Raw genomic sequence first — 17,578 nt, 5'->3', positions numbered from 1 at the left:
GGATGGGGCTGTCGGGGGTCATGCGGGAAGTTCCTCTCGTGGTGGCGTTTCCATCATGGCGTGGGGCGGCCATGCTTGGCGAATGGCGTTTTCGGCCCGTATGGTATCGCAGTAACCGGAGTGTGCACCTCGTCATGACTGTCTTACGGAGCGGGCCGGCCAACCCAACGCTGCGAATTCTCGCCGTCGTTCTGTTCAACCTGATCTGCTACGTCGATATCGGTCTGCCGCTGGCGGTCATCCCGCTCTTTGTGCATGGCACGCTGGGCTATAATACCGTCATCGCCGGATTGGCCGTGTCGCTGCAATATCTGGCCACCTTCGCCTCGCGCGCGCAGGCGGGCCGGTTCGTGGACGAGCGGGGCGCGAAGCCGGCGGTGGTGATCGGGCTTGCGATCTGCGTGCTGGCGGGGCTGGCGCTGATGCTGTCGGGCCTGTTCATGCATGGGGCCGGGTTGGCCATGCTGCTGCTGATTGCCAGCCGCATCCTGATGGGGGTGGGTGAAAGCTGGACCGCGACCGGGGCCATCCTGTGGAATATCGGGCGTGTCGGGCCGGAACGGACGGCGCAGGTGATTTCCTGGAACGGCATCACTTCCTATGGCGGTATCGCCTTCGGGGCGCCGGTGGGCGCGGTGCTGGCACAGGCCCATGGGGTGCTGGGCGGGCTGGCCGGAGTGGGATTGCTCTCGGCGCTGCTGCCTGCGTTCGGATTGGCGTTGGCCACGCGATATGCCGCCGTGCCGCCGATTGCCAAGGGGGGCGAGGTCATGCCGTTCTCCCAGGTCTTCTGGCGCGTTTTGCCTTACGGCATCGTGCTGGCCTGCGGGTCGGTCGGGTTCGGGGCCATCTCGGCCTGTCTGTCGCTGTATTTCGCCGACCGGCACTGGGACGGCGCGGCGGTGGGGCTGATGGTGTTTGGCCTGGTCTTCGTTCTGGTGCGGCTGTTCTTCTCGCGCCAGATCGGCCTGCGCGGCGGGATGAAGGTGGCGGTGGTGTCGCTGCTGGTCGAGGTTGCCGGGCTGCTGCTGCTCTGGCGGAGCGCGGACGTGTTCTCGGCCGATCTGGGGGCTGCGTTGACCGGGGCCGGGTTCTCGCTGGTCTTTCCGGCCCTCGGGGTGGAGGCGGTGACGCGCGCGGGCCCGCATAACCGGGGGGCGGCGCTGGGGGCCTTCAGCGTCTTTCTCGATATCGGTATCGGCCTTTCCGGCCCGATGCTGGGGCTGATGATCCATAGTCTGGGCTATGGTCCGATGTTTCTGGTCTCGGCCCTGTTTACCGGCGCCGGGGTCGGTGCCACCCTGCTGCTGCGGGAGCGGTCCCGCCCCGATGCCGCCTGATGGCGGCTGTCTTTGTGGGGGGGGGCCGGATCTCGCGGATGATCCATCTTCAGGAGGATAACGACTCATGTCCGTTGTTGCCGTTGCCGTATTCTGCGGGTCCCGTTTCGGGGGCCGGCCAGCGTTCCAGGAGGCTGCGCGGGACCTGGGGCAGCAGCTTGGCGAAGCCGGTATGCGGTTGGTCTATGGCGGTGGCGATGTCGGGCTGATGGGCGCGGTGGCGGATGCGACGCTGGCGGCCGGTGGTGCGGTGTCTGGTGTGATCCCTTCCTTTCTTGAAGCGCGCGAGGTGATGCATCAGGGGGTGAGCGACCTGACAGTGACGGACTCGATGCACAGTCGCAAACAGTTGATGTTTGCCCGGGCCGATGCCTTCGTCGTGCTGCCCGGAGGCCTCGGTACATTCGACGAGACGATGGAAATCCTGACCTGGCGGCAATTGAAGCTGCACGACAAGCCGATCTTCATCGTCAATGTCGCCGGTTGGGCCGACCCGATGCTGGGCATGCTGCGGGCTGCGGTGGAAAACGGTTTCGCGGAAGCCTCGGCGCTGGATCTGTTCGCGGTCGTGCCTGACGTGGCCACGACGATGGTGCATCTGAAGGCCGTGGTGCGTAGCCCGGTCGTGGATGATGCCAGCCGGCTGTAGGGTTCGGCCGGGGCCGGATATGACGGCGGCATGACAAAAAACCGCTGCTCGGACGAATAGTTGACGCCCGGGCTCTTGCGGAGAGTCGAGAGGGCATGTATAGCCCCCCACACGAGTTCGGAGTGTAGCTCAGCCTGGTAGAGCACTGTGTTCGGGACGCAGGGGCCGGAGGTTCGAATCCTCTCACTCCGACCAGATTTTCCCTTATGTCGGGCGGCGTAATGCCGTTATGGGCCGAGTTGGGATTCCCGCTTTGCCGCGACTATCTGGCCCGCTCGGTGCCGTGACTCCCTAATCCGACTGAATCTGAGCAGGCCGAGAGCGGGTTGGCCTGCCGTCAGCACGCTTGTCCTGCCCGTGCCAGACCATGGGCGATCAGGCGGTCGAGAATTTCGGGGTAGTCGATCCCGCTGGCGGCCATCACCTTGGAATACATGCTGATATCGGTGAAGCCGGGGATCGTGTTCAGTTCGTTGACCAGGATTTGCCCGTCGGGTGTCAGGAAGAAATCCGCGCGGGCCATGCCGTCGCAGCCAAGGGCGCGGAAGGCTTGGGATGCGAGGGCTCTGATCGCATCCTCGGTCTCGCCGGGTAACGCGGCTGGCACATGCAGGCCGGCGCCGTCCTTGTCGATATATTTGGCATCGTAGGTATAGAAGCCGTGGCGGTCGGCGGGGATGATTTCGCCGGTTCGCGAGACGAACAGGGTGCCGTCGGCGGCTTCGAGAACCGCGCATTCGATCTCGCGCCCCTGAATGAATTGTTCGGCAAGCAGCTTCGTGTCGTGGCGGAAGCCTTCGGACAAGGCGCCTTCATAATCCGCGCGGGTCGAGACCTTGCTGACCCCGACCGAGGAGCCTTGGCGGGCGGGTTTGATGAAGACGGGCAGGCCGAGAGCAAGTTCCAGTTCTTCGAAGGTCGGCACGGCGTGCGGGTGGATCGTGACTGATCGGGCAGCAGGAATGCCGGCCTCGTTGAAGAGTCTTTTGGCGATGTCCTTGTCCAGGGCGTTCGCCGATCCGGGAATGCCGCAGCCGGCGAGCGGCACCTGGGCGACTTCGGCCAGGCCCTGTACTGCGCCGTCTTCGCCGTGAAGGCCGTGCAGGACGGGAAAGAGGATGTCGATTCCAGGCAAGGCGTAGGGCGCACCATCTGGCGGGAGTGCGATCACGCGCCCGTGGCCGCCCGGTACGAAACAGAGTTCTGTTCCATGGGATGGTTGCGCGAGGGTGCCGTCCTCAAGACGGCTTAGAATCCACAGCCCCTCGCGGGTGACGAAAATCGGAACGGCATCGTATTTCTCAGGAGAAAGTGCCCGCATGACATTGGTTGCGGAAAGAACCGAGACCGCATGTTCCGCCGACCGGCCACCAAAGAGAACGCCAACACGCAGCCTGCTCGCGTTACCGGTCGGAATCATCCTCTATTCCTCATCATGAATGAAGTTGAAGGGGTGAAGGGGACGACTGTCCCCTTCCGGGTGCAGGGCAGCGCCCTGCGTCATGTCCCCCTCAGGAAAACCGCCGCAGATCCAAAGTCCGAGGCTGTTCCAGCGACCGCCGCACAACGGGTGCCGGCATGGCCCCCACGGTATGGCCGAACGGAAAGAAGCGGATGCGGCGCCGGGCTTCGGCTTCGTTGGCGTTGACCGGCCGAGTTTCGTAGTTGCGGCCGCCGGGGTGGGCGACGTGGTAGGTCAGGCCGCCGATGCTGCGGCCGGTCCAGGTGTCGTACACATCGAACACCAGTGGGGTCTGCACGCCGACGGTGGGGTGCAGGGCGCTGGGTGGGTTCCACGCCTTGAAGCGTACGCCGCCGACATATTCGCCCTGGCGTTCGGTGCGGGTCAGCGGCACGCCGATGCCGTTGCAGGCGAGGATGTAGCGTTCGTCCACCCAGCCCGTGACGCGGGCCTGGACCCGTTCGGCGGAACTGTCGACATAGCGCACGGTGCCGCCGGCTGCCGGTTCCTCGGCCAGGGTGTGCCAGGGTTCCAATGCGTGGCGGAGGTCGAGCGTCATGCCCAGAAGGGGGACGGTGCCGATTTCGGGGAAGCGGAAGGCCATGTGCGGTGCGAACCAGTCGGCTTCCAGCGGGGCGCCGAGCGCGCGCAGTTCGGCGATGGCGTCGGTGAAATCGCGGCTGACGTAGTGCGGCAGCATGAAATCGTCATGCAGGCGGGTGCCCCAGCGTACCAGTCGCCGCTCGTAGGGCTGTTTCCAGAAGGCGGCGACGGCGGCGCGCATCAGCAGCATCTGGGCCGCCGCCATCTGGTGATGGGGCGGCATTTCGAAGGCGCGATATTCCACCAGCCCCAGCCGGCCGGACGAGGTTTCCGGCGCGTAGAGCTTGTCGATGCAGAATTCGGTGCGGTGCGTGTTGCCGGTGATGTCGGCGAGCAGGTTGCGGAACAGCCGGTCGGTCAGCCAGGGCGGCGTCGGCTGGTCGGGGCGGACCTGGGAGAAGGCGATTTCCAGTTCCGCCACGCTGTCGTCCCGGGCCTCGTCCACGCGGGGGTGCTGCGAGGACGGGCCGATGAACAGGCCGCTGAACAGATAGGAGAGCGATGGATGGTTGTGCCAGAACCCGACCAGCGATTTCAGCAGGTCCGGCCGGCGCAGGAACGGGCTGTCGGCGGCACGGGCGGCGCCCATCACCACATGGTTGCCGCCGCCGGTGCCGACATGGCGGCCGTCGACCATGAATTTCTCGGCGATCAGCCCGACCGCGCGGGCTTCGTCGTATAGCTGCTGGCTGCGGCCGATATGCTCGTCCCAGCTTGCGGCGGGGTGAATGTTGACCTCGATCACGCCGGGGTCGGGCGTGATCGAGAAATTGAGCAGGCGGGGGTCGCGCGGCGGCTGGTAGCCTTCCAGCACCACCTTGCGGCCGAAGGCGCGGGCGGTGTCCTCGACCGCCGCGCAGAGATCCAGCCAGTCTTCCGCCGCGTAGAGTGGGGGGAAGAAGACATGCAGGAGGCCGCCGCGTGCCTCGACGGCCAGCGCGGTGCGGACCAGTTCGGGCTCCTCGCGCCCGACTTCCACCAGATGAGCGGCGATGGCGCGGTCCAGCGGGATGCGTCCGGCGCCGCCGCCGGGATAGGGTGGCAGGGACGGGAGGTCCGACAGGGCGGGTTGTTCGCCTGGCTCGGCCCTGTCGGCGCGTCCGGGGGGCACGCCTTGCTCCGACCAACTGGGGCGCGTGCCGCCAGCCGAGGGGCCGGTACGGCGCGCCAGGGCGGGATGGGGCGGCAGCGGCGGCACGGGGGCGAACGGATCGCGCTCCATGTCGTGGTCGATATTGTCTTCGCTGGCCCAGAGGAGGCTTTGCAGCGGCAGGCGGAAGCCGACCGGTGCGTCGCCGGGGACCAGGAACATCAGGTCGCCCCGGAAGAACCAGCGCCCGGACTGCCAGCGGCGCACGCCGTCGCGTACCACGACGCGCAGCGGCAGCACGCTGCCGACCGGCACGTTCAGTCCGTGGCCGTAGACGCGGGCGAGGCGCTCGCGCTCCAGCGGGTCGCGCAGTTTGGAATCCTCGACGATCACGTTGGCTGGTAGCCGGTGCTCGCGCCACAGATAGTAATGGATGTCCTCATAGGCCGGACTGACGAGGCCGGGATCGACCTGCAACCGCTCGGCCAGCGCGCGGCAGAAGGCGGCGGCATCCTGTTCGGTCGCGGTATCGGTGTCGTCGTCGGAGGCCAGGAGCGCGGGATCGGTCCAGACCGGTTCGCCGTCGCGGCGCCAGTGGCATAGCAGTGCCCAGCGTGGCAGTTGTTCGCCGGGGTAATGCTTGCCCAGCACATGCTGGATCGCCGCCCCTTTCGACCAGAGCGGCAGTAGGCGCCGCAGCAGGCGCCCCGCATAGGCGCGCTTGGTCGGACCCAGCGCGTCGATGTTCCACTCCGGGGCGTCCATGTCGTCGGCGGCGATGAACGTGGGTTCGCCGCCCATCGTCAGGCCGACGGCGCCTTCTTCCAGCGTGGCATCGACCGCTCGCCCGGCCGCGACGATCGCCTGCCATTGCGCATCGGCGTAGGGGCGGGTGGTGCGGGGCGTTTCCAGCACCCGCGTGACGGCCATGGCGAAGTCGAATTCGGTCTCGCACTTGCCGACCAGGCCGGAGATCGGCGCGGCGGAGGCGGGCTCGGGCGTTGCGGCGAGGGGGATATGGCCCTCGCCCGTCAGCAGGCCGGAAGTGGCGTCCAGCCCGACCCAGCCGGCGCCGGGCAGGTAGACTTCGGCCCAGGCATGCAAGTCGGTGAAGTCCTCGGTGGGGCCTTCGGGGCCGGTCAGCGGCTTCTGGTCGGCCACGAGCTGGATCAGGTAGCCGGAAACGAAGCGCGCGGCGAAACCCAGATTGCGCAGCATCTGCACCAGCAGCCAGGCGCTGTCGCGGCAGGACCCCTTGCCCTGTTCCAGCGTTTCCTCGGGCGTCCAGACGCCGGGTTCCAGCCGCACTACATAGGCGATGCGCTGCTGGATCTGCTGGTTGAGCGCCACCAGCATGTCCACCGTGCGCTGGCGGCTCGGGTCGACGCCAGCCAGCAATTCGGCCAGCAGTGGACCCGGTTCCTCGCAGGCGCGGTAGGGGGCCAGTTCGCCGGCCAGCACGGGGTCGTAGGCGAACGGCCAGTGCTCGGCCTCGGGTTCGAGGAAAAAGTCGAATGGATTGATCGTGGCCATGTCGGCCACCAGATCCACCGTGACCTCGAAATGGGTCACGCGTTCGGGGAACACGACCCGGGCCTGATAATTGCCCGACGGGTCCTGCATCCAGTTGATGAAATGGGGTTTTGGCTCGATCCGCAGCGCGTACGACACGATCGGCGTGCGGGCGTGTGGAGCCGGACGAAGCCGGATGGTTTGTGGACCGAGCGAGACGGGACGGTCGTATTGATAACCGGTACGATGCGTCAGTGCGACATGCAGGGTCATGCGTCGACCTTGAACCAGAGTGATATTCCGCTCCGGGAACGGTAGCCCAGCATGGTCCGCCGCGCACAGGGGGGAAAGCGGAAATTCACGCGGGCTCGCCCCCGAATAATAGCAATACGGCGATGATGCCGATTGGGCCTTGGCGGCGGCGTAAATTCTTGCTTGGCTGTAACGGAAACACGGACCAGCAGGTGGGGTGGACATGAATCCTTCGCGCCTGATCTCCTGCCATGCACGGGAGAAAACGGGACAATGAGCGACCACAGAGGCGATCTGGGGCAGGACGACACGCAGCAGGGACCGGGCCTGTTCGTGTCCTATGATACACCGGATTTCTATTGCGAACTGATGAACCGGCGGGACCCGCCGCCGGCCAGCCTGACCCTGATCCGGGACAGGCTGGCGCATTTCGGGCTGACGGAACTGCGCCAGAGGGCCCGCGTCGCCGAGGCGGACCTGTATAATCTGGGCATTACCTTCACCGTTTATACCGATCGCGACGCGATCGACCGCATTCTGCCCGTGGACCTGATCCCGCGCGTGCTGACGGCCGCTGAGTGGGACCATGTCGAACGCGGGGTGCAGCAGCGGGTTGCCGCGATCAATCATTTCCTGTGGGATATCTATCACGAGCGGCGCATCCTGAAGGATGGCGTCGTGCCCGCCGGGCTGGTGCTGGGAAATTCCAACTACCGGCCGGAGATGGAAGGGCTGGACGTTCCCGGACGGGTCTATGTCCATATCAACGGCACCGACCTGGTCCGTGATGGTGCTGGGAACTTCCTGGTTCTGGAGGATAATGCGCGCACGCCTTCGGGTGTGTCCTACGTCATCGAGAACCGGCATATGATGCTGCGCAGCATGCCGGATCTGGCCGTCGGGCTGGATCTGATGCCGGTGGATGAATACGGGCCGCGCCTGCGCCGCGCACTGACCGAAACGGCACCCGCCGGCGTTCAGGATGCGCAGGTGGTGCTGCTCTCGCCCGGCATCTACAATTCCGCCTATTTCGAGCATGTCTTCCTGGCACGCGAAATGGGCGTGCCGCTGGTCGAGGGCCGCGACCTGATGGTGGAGAACGGGCGCGTCTTCATGCGTACCGTGGCGGGGCCTCGGCCGGTCCATTCGATCTATCGCCGTCTGAATGACGATTTTCTCGACCCGCATGTGTTCAATCCCGACAGTATGCTGGGCGTGCCGGGGCTGGTGGATGCCTATCGCCGGGGCAATGTGACGATCGCGAATGCGATCGGCACCGGGGTCGCGGACGACAAGGCCGTCTATGCCTACATGCCGCGCATCATCCGCTATTATCTGGGCGAGGAGCCGATCCTCTCGAACGTCGAGACCCATATCTGCGCCGAGCCGGAGGGGCTGGCCTATACGCTGGCCAATCTCGACAATCTGGTGGTCAAGCCGGTCGGTGAATCGGGTGGCTACGGACTGATTATCGGGCCGCATGCGACCAAGGCCGAACTGGAGGCGTTCCGCGCCAGCCTGCTGGCCGATCCGGCCAATTACATCAGTCAGCCGGTGATCGATCTGTCGGTCTGCCCCACCTTGTGCGAGGCCGGGGTCGAGGCGCGGCATGTCGATCTGCGGCCCTTCGCGGTGACCGGGGACTCGACCTGGGTGCTGCCCGGTGGGCTGTCGCGCGTGGCATTGCGCAAGGGATCGCTGGTGGTCAATTCCTCGCAGGGCGGGGGATCGAAGGATACGTGGGTGCTGGCATCATGAATCCTGTCATGATCGATATTCCTCCGGGCGGCATCGGCATGCCCAACCTGTTGTCGCGCTATGCCGAATGCACCATCTGGCTGGCGCGCTACATGGAGCGGATCGAAAATCTGGCCCGCCTGATCGACGTGACCGAAACGTTCGTGCGCGCCCGCAGCACCAGCACCGGGTGGCTTTCGATCGTGCAGATCAACGCCGACGACGAACGGTTCTTCGAGCGGCATGAGGTGGCGTCGGAGGAAAATGTCGTCGGCTTCTATGTCATCGACCGGGAGAATCCGAATTCCATCGTCTCGATCGCGCATGCGGCGCGCGAGAACGCGCGTTCGCTGCGGCCGCTGATCTCGACCGAGATGTGGATGCATCTGAACATGTTCACCAATGCGGTCAGTACGCTGGGGCCGAGCGATATTCGTGCGTCCAACCTCTCCGCGCTGTGCGCGCGGCTGAAGCAGGATTGCCAGACGCATCATGGCATCACCGAAGGTACGTTCTATCGTGACCAGGCCTGGCTGTTCTATCTGATCGGCCGCAATCTGGAACGGGCCGACCAGATCACGCGGCTGATCGACATCAAATATCACACGCTGCTGCCCAGTGTCGCCGGGGTGGGGTCCGAGGTCGATATCGGCCAGTGGGCCGCCGTGCTGCGCTCGGCCGCCGCCTATCATGCCTTTCGCCGCACTGTGCGGGACGACATGACGCCGGCTCATGTCGTCGGCTTCCTGCTGAAGAATGACGGCTTTCCCCGGGCGCTTTCGACCAGCCTGCGACAGCTTTACTGGGCGGTCGGCCACCTGCGCACCGATTACGGGCTGAAGAACGGCTACGCTGCCGCCGAGCGGATCGAGGAACTGCGCGCGACCCTGGCGGAACAGACGGTGGAGGATATCATCGTGCGCGGCCTGCACGAGTTCCTCGACTGGGTGCAGCGCGAATTGCATTTGGTACAGGGCGAGATCGCCCGAGCCTTCTGGCCACCTGCCATGCCGGCCCCGCCCGCCAATCCGGCGCCCGATGCTGGCTTCAGTCAGGAACAGTCTCAATCATGACTTCGGCGTTTAATCCCGGCCATATGCTCCATGCCACGCCATTCTATATCGACGGGGCGTGCGTCGCGCTTCTGGCCCCGCGCGTGTTTGATGTTATCGATCCGGCCACTGAAGCGCCCTGTACCGCCATTGCGCTGGGCAATGCGGATGATGTCGACGGTGTGGTGACGGCGTCGCGGGGCAGGCGGCGCGGCTGAGCACGCATACGCGGTAGGTGCAGGAGCCTATCCTGCGCTATGCCGAGGCGATTCAGCCGAGCTTTGGTGGCGATCTGGCCGATGACGGCCACATCATGTTCACCTGCTCCGGTTCCGAAGCCAACAATCTGGCGTTGCGATATACGCTATTTCAATACGCTCGGCGGCAATTCGGTGGCGATTGCGGCTGCGTAGGCGATGCTTGACATTCTGCGGGAAGAGGCGTTGTCCGTGCAGGCGGACCGCGTGGGCGACTATATTCGCGGTGTGGGCCTGGATGTCGGCGTGGAAATGGTAAAGGACGCAGCCAACAAGGAACCGGACGGTGCATTCGCGGCCGGCATCGTCAACGGCCTCAGAGATCGGCATGTTCTGATTTCGGCGACGGGATTCCACGCCAACATACTCAAGATCCGCCCCCCCTTGGTGTTCACGACGGATGATGCGGACCGGTTGCTGCTTCATGCCGAAGCGCTGCTTGAGGAACTGGCCGGATAGACAGTCCGGCGTTCGTCCGCGCGGCGTTTAAGGAGTGATCAATCTCTTGCCATCATGCTGTCGGCTGGCGTGGCGGGGCTGCGCCCTGTCCCGCATGTGGTTTTTGGCACGATCATGGTCTTTTCGTTGTTGCGGTGCCTGCACCGCCCCTCCCGGTCGCCTGGCCGCGTCCGGCTGGAGGACATTGCCGAATCCTCCGTGCTGCTTGAATCCTGTCCGGCGCGGGCCGCGTGTTTCGCGCCGGCCGATGCACGGCGCACTGATGTTGCCAACCCGTTTCTGAATTGGGTCAGCACGCCGATCGGCCTGACGGCCCATGTTCTGCGCGATGTCGTGTATGACGTGGACAGCCGGGTGCTGATCAAGGACGGGAATCTGGTGGAGGAGACATGCTATCTCCAGCCGTCCGAAGTGCTGGCGGCATTGCGGGTCGATCGGGCGCGCCTGGTCCGTCATGCAGGGCCGGGTGTTGCGGTCCCGTGCAGCGACCACTGGCCGGGCAATTACTATCACTGGATGACACATGCGCTGCCGGTGATGGCGGCGCTGTCGGACCGGCCGGAAATCCGCCGTTGGGGGCGGCCGTGCTGGCTGCTGCCCGACCTGCTGCCGTGGCAGCGCCAGACGCTGGATCTGCTCCGTGCCGATGGCGGTGGACGGCAGGCCCTCACGGCCGGGCGTCAGTATCGGCTGGATCGTGCCGTCTATTGCAATATCGTCGCTGGGGCAGCCGATTTCGCGCTGTCGCGCCTGTGCCAGTCGGTTTTTCCGCGCATGGCGGAGCGGGTGCCGGTTACGCGCCGGCGCGGGCTTCGCCTGTATGTCGATCGGGGTGGGGCGGGCAATCGTGCGATCCCGAACGAGGCGGCGCTGGCGGCGGCCCTGGCAGCGGAAGGATTCTGCGTGGTACGGCCCGAGCGGATGACGGTCAGCGAGCAGATCGACCTGTTCCGCGCGGCGGCGATGGTGGTGGGGCCTCTGGGGGCGGGCATGACCAATATCGGATTCTGCCGTCCGGGCACCCTGGTCTATGAACTGGTGCCCGATCATCATGCCAATCCGTGCTTTCTGGCGATGGCGATGCGCGGACATCTGAATTACTGGGCGGATCAGTACCCCACCGGGGCGACGGCACGGGATCATGTCGCCCGTTGGGAGGACGGAATCGACGTGGGGCGGGTATTGCGCCAGGTGTCGGGCCTCTGGTCGGGCGGCACGCGGCCGGTCCTGGTATCGGACGGCGCCGCGTAGGCCGCGCCGTCCGATGGGGTGGTTCAGGCGGCGGTGGCGCCTTTCCGGCTGCGGCCGGGGACCAGCAGGCTGATGACCACCACGGTGCCGATATTCACCAGGAGCGCCAGCAGGCCGGTCGAGACCAACTGGTGCATGCCGCCGATCGACAGCATGTGGGTGGGCTTCAGCCCGTCATGGAAGCAGACATAGGTGCCGTACAGTGTGCCCACTGCCCAGCCCGCCAGCATCGCGGGGGCCGAGAAGCGCAGCTTCGTGATGCCCAGCACGAGTGCAGGAAAGGTTTGCAGGATCCACAGGCCGCCCAGAAGCTGGAGGTCGATGGCGAAATGGGCGTTCAGGAACAGCACGCAGGCCAGCGCGCCCAGCTTGACCGCGAGGGCGACGAAGCGCGAGGCGCGGACATTGTTGCGCAGGCCGGGTGCGATGTTGCTGGTGACCAGGTTCGCGGCGCCGATCGCCATGACGGCGGCGGGGACCAGCGCGCCCACGGCGATGGCCGCGAAGCAGAAGCCGGTGAACCAGTCGGGGAAGATGGCGGTGAACAGGTTCGGGACGATCGCCGAGGTGTTGGTCGTCACGACCCCGGCCGCGTGCGCCATCAGCCCGAGCATGGCGATCAGGCCCAGCAGCAGCGTGTAGGCCGGCAGCATGACCGCGTTCTTGCGGATCGTGTCGGCCGAGCGCGCGGCCAGAACGCCGGTGAGCGTATGCGGATAGAGGAAGGCCGCCAGCGCCGATGACAGGGCCAGCGTGGCATAGGGCACGCTCTGGCCCGGCATCAGTGCGTGGCCTTCCGTCGGGTGGGGCAGGTGCTGCGCCGCCGTGGCGAACATGGCGCCATAGCCGCCCAGATGCAGCGGAATGACCGTGACCGCGGCCAGGACCGCGATATAGATCATGATATCCTTGATGAAGGCGGTCAGCGCCGGCGCATGCAGGCCGCCCAGCCACGTATAGGCGGCCAGCGACAGGAAGGCGACGATCAGCGGGATCTCGCCCGGCAGGCCCAGGGCTTCGATGACCGTGCGGATGCCGATTAATTGAAGCGCGATATAGGGCATGACCGCGATCAGGCCGCTGGCGGCGATGGCCAGTTCCAGCGCCCGGCTGTCGAAGCGTGCGCGGACGATGTCCGCCGCCGTGGCGTGCTTTCCGTCATGGGCGATCTGCCACAGGATGGGCATGACCAGGAACACGAACGGATAGACGATGATCGTGTAGGGCAGCGCGAAGAAGCCGAATGCGCCGGTCGCGTAGATCAGCGCGGGCACCGCGATGACCGTATAGGCGGTGTAGAAATCGCCGCCGACCAGGAACCAGGTGACCCAGGTGCCGAACTGGCGGCCGCCCAGGCCCCAATCCTCGGACCCGTGGGCATCGGACTGCCCGGAGCGGGTGCGTCCGCGCCACCATGATACCGTGCTGCCCAGCATGATGGTCATGGCGAAGAACAGGATGAAGACGACCAGGGCGGGGGTGGATGGTACGTGCGATGACATCAGCGTGCGTCCCGCTTCCAGACGACCCACACCAGGAGGGACGTCACCGGTACCCAGGCGAGCTGGTACCAGTAGAAGAAGGGGAAACCCAGCAGGGTCGGTTCCGTTCGGTCATAGAACGGAAGCCAGAGCAACCCGACAAAGGGCAGCAGCAGAGCCAGGTACAGCGTTTTCATCCCGATTATGGCCTTATTTTCTTGCTTGATTGCGGGCATCCAACAATGAGGTTGCCTATCCCCATCGGCATGTCAACCGGCAGTTTTTGTCGGGCCTGGGAGCGCTGACCGCGTGAAAAAGGATCGTAATTGATGCGCCTTCCGGCTAGAAGGACCCGGTGGGGTCCTGACTGATAAGAACAAGAACAAACAGTGCGCGTATGCGGCGGTGGACCAGGAGATGTTCACGTTCCACAGTAGAATGGGCGGGACAGAGGAGAGAGCTATGACAAAGTGGGTCTATAGTTTCGGTGGCAGCGCGAATGAAGGCGGTGCCGGCATGCGCGACTTGCTCGGTGGCAAGGGAGCCAATCTGGCGGAAATGGCGGCGATCGGCCTGCCTGTCCCGCCCGGTTTTACCATTACGACCGAGGTTTGTACCGCGTTCTACGACAATGGTCGTGCCTATCCCGAGGATCTGCGTACGCAGGTCGCGGCGGCGCTGGCCGGGATCGAGGGCGCGCTGGACCTGCGTTTCGGCGATCCGGCGGCCCCGCTGCTGGTCTCTGTCCGCTCGGGTGCGCGGGTGTCGATGCCGGGCATGATGGACACCGTGCTGAACCTGGGCCTGAACGACGAGACGGTCGAGGGGCTGGCAGCCAATTCAGGCGATGCGCGTTTCGCCTGGGACAGTTATCGCCGCTTTATCCAGATGTATGGCTCGGTCGTGCTGGGCGTATCCCATCACCGCTTCGAAGACCTGATCGAGGAAACCAAGCGCGGTGCCGGCGTGCAGGACGACACCCAACTGACCGATCAGGACTGGCGGGACGTTGTGGTGGGCTACAAGGAGATCGTGCAGCGTGAGACCGGCGCGCCGTTCCCCATGGACCCGCACGAGCAGCTCTGGGGCGCCATCGGCGCGGTGTTCGGATCGTGGATGAACCCGCGCGCCAATACGTATCGCCGCCTGCATGACATTCCCGCGAGCTGGGGCACCGCCGTCAATGTTCAGGCGATGGTGTTCGGCAATATGGGCCAGGATTGCGCCACCGGTGTCTGCTTCACCCGTGATCCCTCCACCGGCGAGAACGTCTTCTACGGCGAATATTTGATCAACGCGCAGGGCGAGGACGTGGTGGCGGGCATCCGCACGCCGCAGCCGATGTCCCAGCAGCGGGCTCGCGAGGGCGAGCTGTCGATGGAGCGCGCGCTGCCCGAGGCCTACGCCGAGCTGCTGTCGGTGCGCGATATCCTGGAGCGTCACTATCGTGACATGCAGGACATCGAGTTCACCGTGCAGAACAACCGCCTGTACATGTTGCAGACCCGCACCGGCAAGCGCACGGCCGCAGCGGCGCTGCGCATCGCCATCGCGATGGCGGAGGAAGGCCTGATCTCGCATGAGGAAGCGATCCGTCGCGTTCCGCCCTCGTCGCTCGACCAGCTCCTGCATCCGACGCTGGATCCGGACGCGCCGCGCACCATGCTCAGCCGTGGCCTGCCGGCTTCGCCGGGCGCGGCTGGCGGTGCCATCGTCTTCAGTGCCGAGGACGTCGAGATCCGCGCCGCGCGGGGTGAGGATGTGATCCTGGTCCGCATCGAGACTTCGCCCGAGGACGTGCATGGCATGCACGCCGCCCGTGGCGTGCTGACCACCCGTGGCGGCATGACCTCGCACGCCGCCGTGGTGGCGCGTGGCATGGGGCGCGTCTGCGTTGCCGGTGCCGGCGGCATTCACGTCGACTACAAGGCCAAGACGCTCTCGGTCGGTGCGACGGTGCTGAAAGAGGGTGAATGGATCACCCTGGACGGCGGCACGGGTGAAGTCTTCGCGGGACGGGTGGCGACCATCGAGCCGACCCTTTCGGGCGATTTCTCCACCCTGATGGGCTGGGCCGACAGCGTGCGCCGGATGAAGATCCGCGCCAATGCCGAAACGCCCGATGACGCGCAGACCGCGCGCCATTTCGGTGCCGAGGGCATCGGTCTGTGCCGGACCGAGCACATGTTCTTCGCGCCGGACCGGATCGGCTTCGTGCGGCAGATGATCATGGCCGGCGACGCGGCAACGCGCGTGCGCGCCATCGACGCGCTGCTGCCCTTCCAGCGCCAGGATTTCCAGGACCTGTTCCGCATCATGGCGGGGTTGCCAGTGACGATCCGCCTGCTGGACCCGCCGCTGCATGAGTTCCTGCCGCATGGCGAGGCGGAGCTGGCCGATGTTGCTGCTGCGATGGGCGAAAGCCTGGAAGCGGTGGCGGCACGCAAGGCGGCGCTGTCGGAATCCAATCCGATGCTGGGGCATCGTGGATGCCGGCTGGGCCTGACCTATCCGGAACTCTACGCCATGCAGACCCGTGCGATCATCGAGGCGGCGATTGCCGTGTCGGCCGAAACCGGCCAGGCGGTGGTGCCGGAGATCATGATCCCGCTGGTGGGCATGGAAAGCGAGTTGCGCCGGACCCGTACCATCGTCGAACAGGCAGCGACCGAGGCGCTTGCGGCTTCTGGCACCACGCTGGACTACAGCATCGGCACCATGATCGAGCTGCCGCGCGCGGCGCTGACGGCCGACCGGATCGCTCAGCAGGCCGATTTCTTCTCGTTCGGGACCAACGACCTGACGCAGACGACCTTCGGCTTCTCGCGTGACGACGTGGGCACGTTCCTGCCCTTCTATCTGGAGCATGACCTGATCCCCCGCGATCCGTTCATCTCGATCGATCAGGAAGGCGTGGGCCAGCTTGTCTCCATGGGTGTGGAGAAGGGCCGGAGCGTCAAGCCGGGCCTGAAGCTGGGCGTATGCGGCGAGCATGGCGGCGATCCGGCCTCGATCGGGTTCTTTGAATCCGTCGGGCTGGATTATGTGTCCTGTTCGCCGTTCCGGGTGCCGATCGCCCGTCTCGCGGCGGCCCAGGCCGCGCTGGCCGCGCGCGACGCAAAGGCGCCGGCCGCGAAGGTTCGCTGACCGAAGCACCGGCCCCGCCATGCCCGCATCGTTCGCGGGTATGGCGGGGCCGGGTTTTCTGATTGTTTTACTGGCGGAGCCCGGTTGCTTCCATGTCGCATCACATCGTGCTGCATCTGGTCTCGGATGCGACGGGACAGACGCTGGATTCCGTCGTCCGGGCTTCGATCGCCCAGTTCAGCCATACCGAAGTCACCTGCCATCGCTGGAACCTGATCCGTACCCGGTCGCAGTTGCGGCGGGTGCTGGAAGCCATCGAGCAGGATCGGGGGCCTGTCCTGTCGTCGGTGGTGGATCAGCGGCTGCAACACGAACTGACGATCGGCTGCGCGCATATCAAGGTGCGGCTGGTCAATGTCCTGGATCCGGTTACCGCCGTGTTGCAGGACGAACTCGGCGAGAAGGCGATCGGCCGGCCGGGCGGCCAGTATGTGATGGACGACGCCTATTTCCGCCGGATCGACGCCATGCATTTCGTGCTGGCGCATGACGACGGGCAGGAGATTGGCGGCCTGTCGCATGCGGATGTCATCCTCGTCGGTATCTCGCGTGCGTCGAAGACGCCCACGTCCTTCTATCTGGCCAATTGCGGGGTAAAGGCGGCGAACGTGCCCCTGATTCCCGATCTGCCGTTACCGGACGAATTGCTGCATGTTTCGCGCCCGATCGTGGGGCTGACGATCGACCCTGACGTGCTGATCAGCATCCGCCGCCATCGTCTGGATGTGATGGGCGATCGCCGGTCGGAAATGCTGCTGCGGACGGATAATCCCTATATCGACCCCGAACGGGTCGAGGAGGAAGTCCGCTGGGCCAGGCGGCTGTGCGCGCGGCATGGCTGGCCGCTGGTGGATGTCAGCCGCCGTTCCATCGAGGAAACCTCGGCCGCGATCATGGGCCTGATGGCCGACTGGGAAGAGCGCCGCGCCGCCGCCCATCCGACGTGACGCGTCATCGGGCCGGATAGGCTCCAGGCGCCGCGTTATCCCGTACCCGGCCTTTGCCGCGCACCCGCCATTCGGTGGGGGACCCGTTTCCGGGATCGCTACGATGGCGTTAGATATCGATCTGTCCTTCCTCTGAAAAATACCATCTTTCGTGCCTATATGGGTCGGGCACGCGGGGGAGTTCGGCAGATGCGGCGATTTCTGATGGTGGGGGCGGCTACGGTCATGCTGGGCGTGGCGATGGCCCCGGCCGGAGCCCTCGCTCAGCGCGGCGGTGGCGGCGGGCACGGCGGGGGGGGCGGCGGAGGCCATGGGTTTGGCGGCGGCGGTGGCTACCGA

Annotated in this window: 14 protein-coding genes and 1 tRNA gene; 11 read left to right on the top strand and 4 right to left on the bottom strand. The window is 65.6% G+C overall.

Translation table 11 applies throughout. From position 1 onward, the window contains the following. Positions 1 to 134 precede the first annotated feature (134 nt). The 3 genes from ABF821_RS14805 to ABF821_RS14795 all read left to right on the top strand — a co-directional run bounded on the left by ABF821_RS14805 (position 135) and on the right by ABF821_RS14795 (position 2,184). A complete protein-coding gene (locus ABF821_RS14805) occupies positions 135 to 1,340 on the top strand; it encodes an MFS transporter (protein ID WP_415530546.1) in 1,206 nt (401 codons plus the stop codon). 67 nt (positions 1,341 to 1,407) lie between these two features. Then, positions 1,408 to 1,989 carry a TIGR00730 family Rossman fold protein gene (locus ABF821_RS14800; RefSeq protein ID WP_182974552.1) on the top strand — a complete coding sequence of 194 codons (582 nt, stop codon included), beginning with the start codon at positions 1,408 to 1,410 and terminating at the stop codon, positions 1,987 to 1,989. Positions 1,990 to 2,107: 118 nt separating this feature from the next. Next, positions 2,108 to 2,184, top strand: a tRNA-Pro gene (locus ABF821_RS14795). A gap of 142 nt (positions 2,185 to 2,326) precedes the next feature. On the opposite strand, the gene ABF821_RS14790 is transcribed toward ABF821_RS14795, so the two are convergent. Together ABF821_RS14790 and ABF821_RS14785 are read right to left on the bottom strand one after the other, a co-directional pair. Next, positions 2,327 to 3,409, bottom strand: coding sequence for a D-alanine--D-alanine ligase family protein (locus tag ABF821_RS14790; RefSeq protein WP_415530545.1), 1,083 nt, complete (start codon positions 3,407 to 3,409; stop codon positions 2,327 to 2,329). 91 nt (positions 3,410 to 3,500) lie between these two features. Further along, complete coding sequence (locus ABF821_RS14785) at positions 3,501 to 6,929, bottom strand: DUF2126 domain-containing protein (protein WP_415530544.1); 3,429 nt, start codon at positions 6,927 to 6,929, stop codon at positions 3,501 to 3,503. Between the two features lie 252 nt (positions 6,930 to 7,181). Between ABF821_RS14785 and ABF821_RS14780 the strand changes: the two genes are divergently transcribed. Genes ABF821_RS14780 through ABF821_RS14755 form a run of 6 tightly spaced genes read left to right on the top strand, consistent with a single transcriptional unit; the run spans position 7,182 to position 11,664 of the window. Further along, positions 7,182 to 8,666: a circularly permuted type 2 ATP-grasp protein gene (locus ABF821_RS14780; protein WP_182974549.1), complete on the top strand. Its 1,485-nt coding sequence runs from the start codon at positions 7,182 to 7,184 to the stop codon at positions 8,664 to 8,666. Positions 8,667 to 8,674: 8 nt separating this feature from the next. After that, the gene (locus ABF821_RS14775; RefSeq protein ID WP_246402277.1) at positions 8,675 to 9,718 is read left to right on the top strand and encodes an alpha-E domain-containing protein; all 1,044 of its coding nucleotides are present in this window, start codon (positions 8,675 to 8,677) and stop codon (positions 9,716 to 9,718) included. Beyond that, the gene (locus ABF821_RS14770; RefSeq protein WP_415530543.1) at positions 9,715 to 9,915 is read left to right on the top strand and encodes a hypothetical protein; all 201 of its coding nucleotides are present in this window, start codon (positions 9,715 to 9,717) and stop codon (positions 9,913 to 9,915) included. Before ABF821_RS14775 ends, ABF821_RS14770 begins: the two co-directional genes overlap by 4 nt. Before the next feature lie 17 nt (positions 9,916 to 9,932). Further along, positions 9,933 to 10,121 carry a hypothetical protein gene (locus tag ABF821_RS14765; RefSeq protein WP_415530542.1) on the top strand — a complete coding sequence of 63 codons (189 nt, stop codon included), beginning with the start codon at positions 9,933 to 9,935 and terminating at the stop codon, positions 10,119 to 10,121. Next, on the top strand, positions 10,114 to 10,413 hold the full coding sequence (locus tag ABF821_RS14760; RefSeq protein WP_415530541.1) for a hypothetical protein: 300 nt from the start codon (positions 10,114 to 10,116) through the stop codon (positions 10,411 to 10,413). Before ABF821_RS14765 ends, ABF821_RS14760 begins: the two co-directional genes overlap by 8 nt. A 54-nt stretch (positions 10,414 to 10,467) precedes the next feature. Continuing rightward, complete coding sequence (locus tag ABF821_RS14755) at positions 10,468 to 11,664, top strand: glycosyltransferase family 61 protein (protein WP_415530540.1); 1,197 nt, start codon at positions 10,468 to 10,470, stop codon at positions 11,662 to 11,664. 23 nt (positions 11,665 to 11,687) lie between these two features. Here the strand turns inward: ABF821_RS14755 and ABF821_RS14750 are convergent, their stop codons facing one another. Beyond that, entirely contained in the window at positions 11,688 to 13,166 is a 1,479-nt protein-coding gene (locus ABF821_RS14750) for a sodium:solute symporter family protein (RefSeq protein ID WP_415530539.1), read from the bottom strand. Beyond that, complete coding sequence (locus ABF821_RS14745; RefSeq protein WP_182974546.1) at positions 13,166 to 13,342, bottom strand: DUF3311 domain-containing protein; 177 nt, start codon at positions 13,340 to 13,342, stop codon at positions 13,166 to 13,168. The genes ABF821_RS14750 and ABF821_RS14745 overlap by 1 nt, the downstream gene beginning before the upstream one ends. Positions 13,343 to 13,607: 265 nt before the next feature. On the opposite strand from ABF821_RS14745, the gene ppdK reads away from it, so the two are divergent. Continuing rightward, positions 13,608 to 16,292, top strand: a complete 2,685-nt coding sequence (gene ppdK / locus ABF821_RS14740; RefSeq protein ID WP_415530538.1) for a pyruvate, phosphate dikinase — start codon at positions 13,608 to 13,610, stop codon at positions 16,290 to 16,292. Positions 16,293 to 16,384: 92 nt separating this feature from the next. Beyond that, on the top strand, positions 16,385 to 17,239 hold the full coding sequence (locus ABF821_RS14735) for a pyruvate, water dikinase regulatory protein (protein WP_415530537.1): 855 nt from the start codon (positions 16,385 to 16,387) through the stop codon (positions 17,237 to 17,239). Positions 17,240 to 17,578: the final 339 nt, after the last annotated feature.

The sequence above is a fragment of the Gluconacetobacter sp. genome, assembly GCF_047721585.1.
Taxonomy (GTDB): Bacteria; Pseudomonadota; Alphaproteobacteria; order Acetobacterales; family Acetobacteraceae; genus Gluconacetobacter; species Gluconacetobacter dulcium.
Note: the sequence above shows the minus strand (reverse complement) of the source record. Positions and strands in the feature narration are given on the sequence as shown.

Coding starts and splice junctions, on each gene's coding strand:
- ABF821_RS14805 (WP_415530546.1), top strand. CDS start 135: ATGACTGTCTTACGGAGCGGGCCGGCCAACCCAACGCTGCGAATTCTC.
- ABF821_RS14800 (WP_182974552.1), top strand. CDS start 1,408: ATGTCCGTTGTTGCCGTTGCCGTATTCTGCGGGTCCCGTTTCGGGGGC.
- ABF821_RS14790 (WP_415530545.1), bottom strand. CDS start 3,409: ATGATTCCGACCGGTAACGCGAGCAGGCTGCGTGTTGGCGTTCTCTTT.
- ABF821_RS14785 (WP_415530544.1), bottom strand. CDS start 6,929: ATGACCCTGCATGTCGCACTGACGCATCGTACCGGTTATCAATACGAC.
- ABF821_RS14780 (WP_182974549.1), top strand. CDS start 7,182: ATGAGCGACCACAGAGGCGATCTGGGGCAGGACGACACGCAGCAGGGA.
- ABF821_RS14775 (WP_246402277.1), top strand. CDS start 8,675: ATGATCGATATTCCTCCGGGCGGCATCGGCATGCCCAACCTGTTGTCG.
- ABF821_RS14770 (WP_415530543.1), top strand. CDS start 9,715: ATGACTTCGGCGTTTAATCCCGGCCATATGCTCCATGCCACGCCATTC.
- ABF821_RS14760 (WP_415530541.1), top strand. CDS start 10,114: ATGCTTGACATTCTGCGGGAAGAGGCGTTGTCCGTGCAGGCGGACCGC.
- ABF821_RS14755 (WP_415530540.1), top strand. CDS start 10,468: ATGCTGTCGGCTGGCGTGGCGGGGCTGCGCCCTGTCCCGCATGTGGTT.
- ABF821_RS14750 (WP_415530539.1), bottom strand. CDS start 13,166: ATGTCATCGCACGTACCATCCACCCCCGCCCTGGTCGTCTTCATCCTG.
- ABF821_RS14745 (WP_182974546.1), bottom strand. CDS start 13,342: ATGAAAACGCTGTACCTGGCTCTGCTGCTGCCCTTTGTCGGGTTGCTC.
- ppdK (WP_415530538.1), top strand. CDS start 13,608: ATGACAAAGTGGGTCTATAGTTTCGGTGGCAGCGCGAATGAAGGCGGT.
- ABF821_RS14735 (WP_415530537.1), top strand. CDS start 16,385: ATGTCGCATCACATCGTGCTGCATCTGGTCTCGGATGCGACGGGACAG.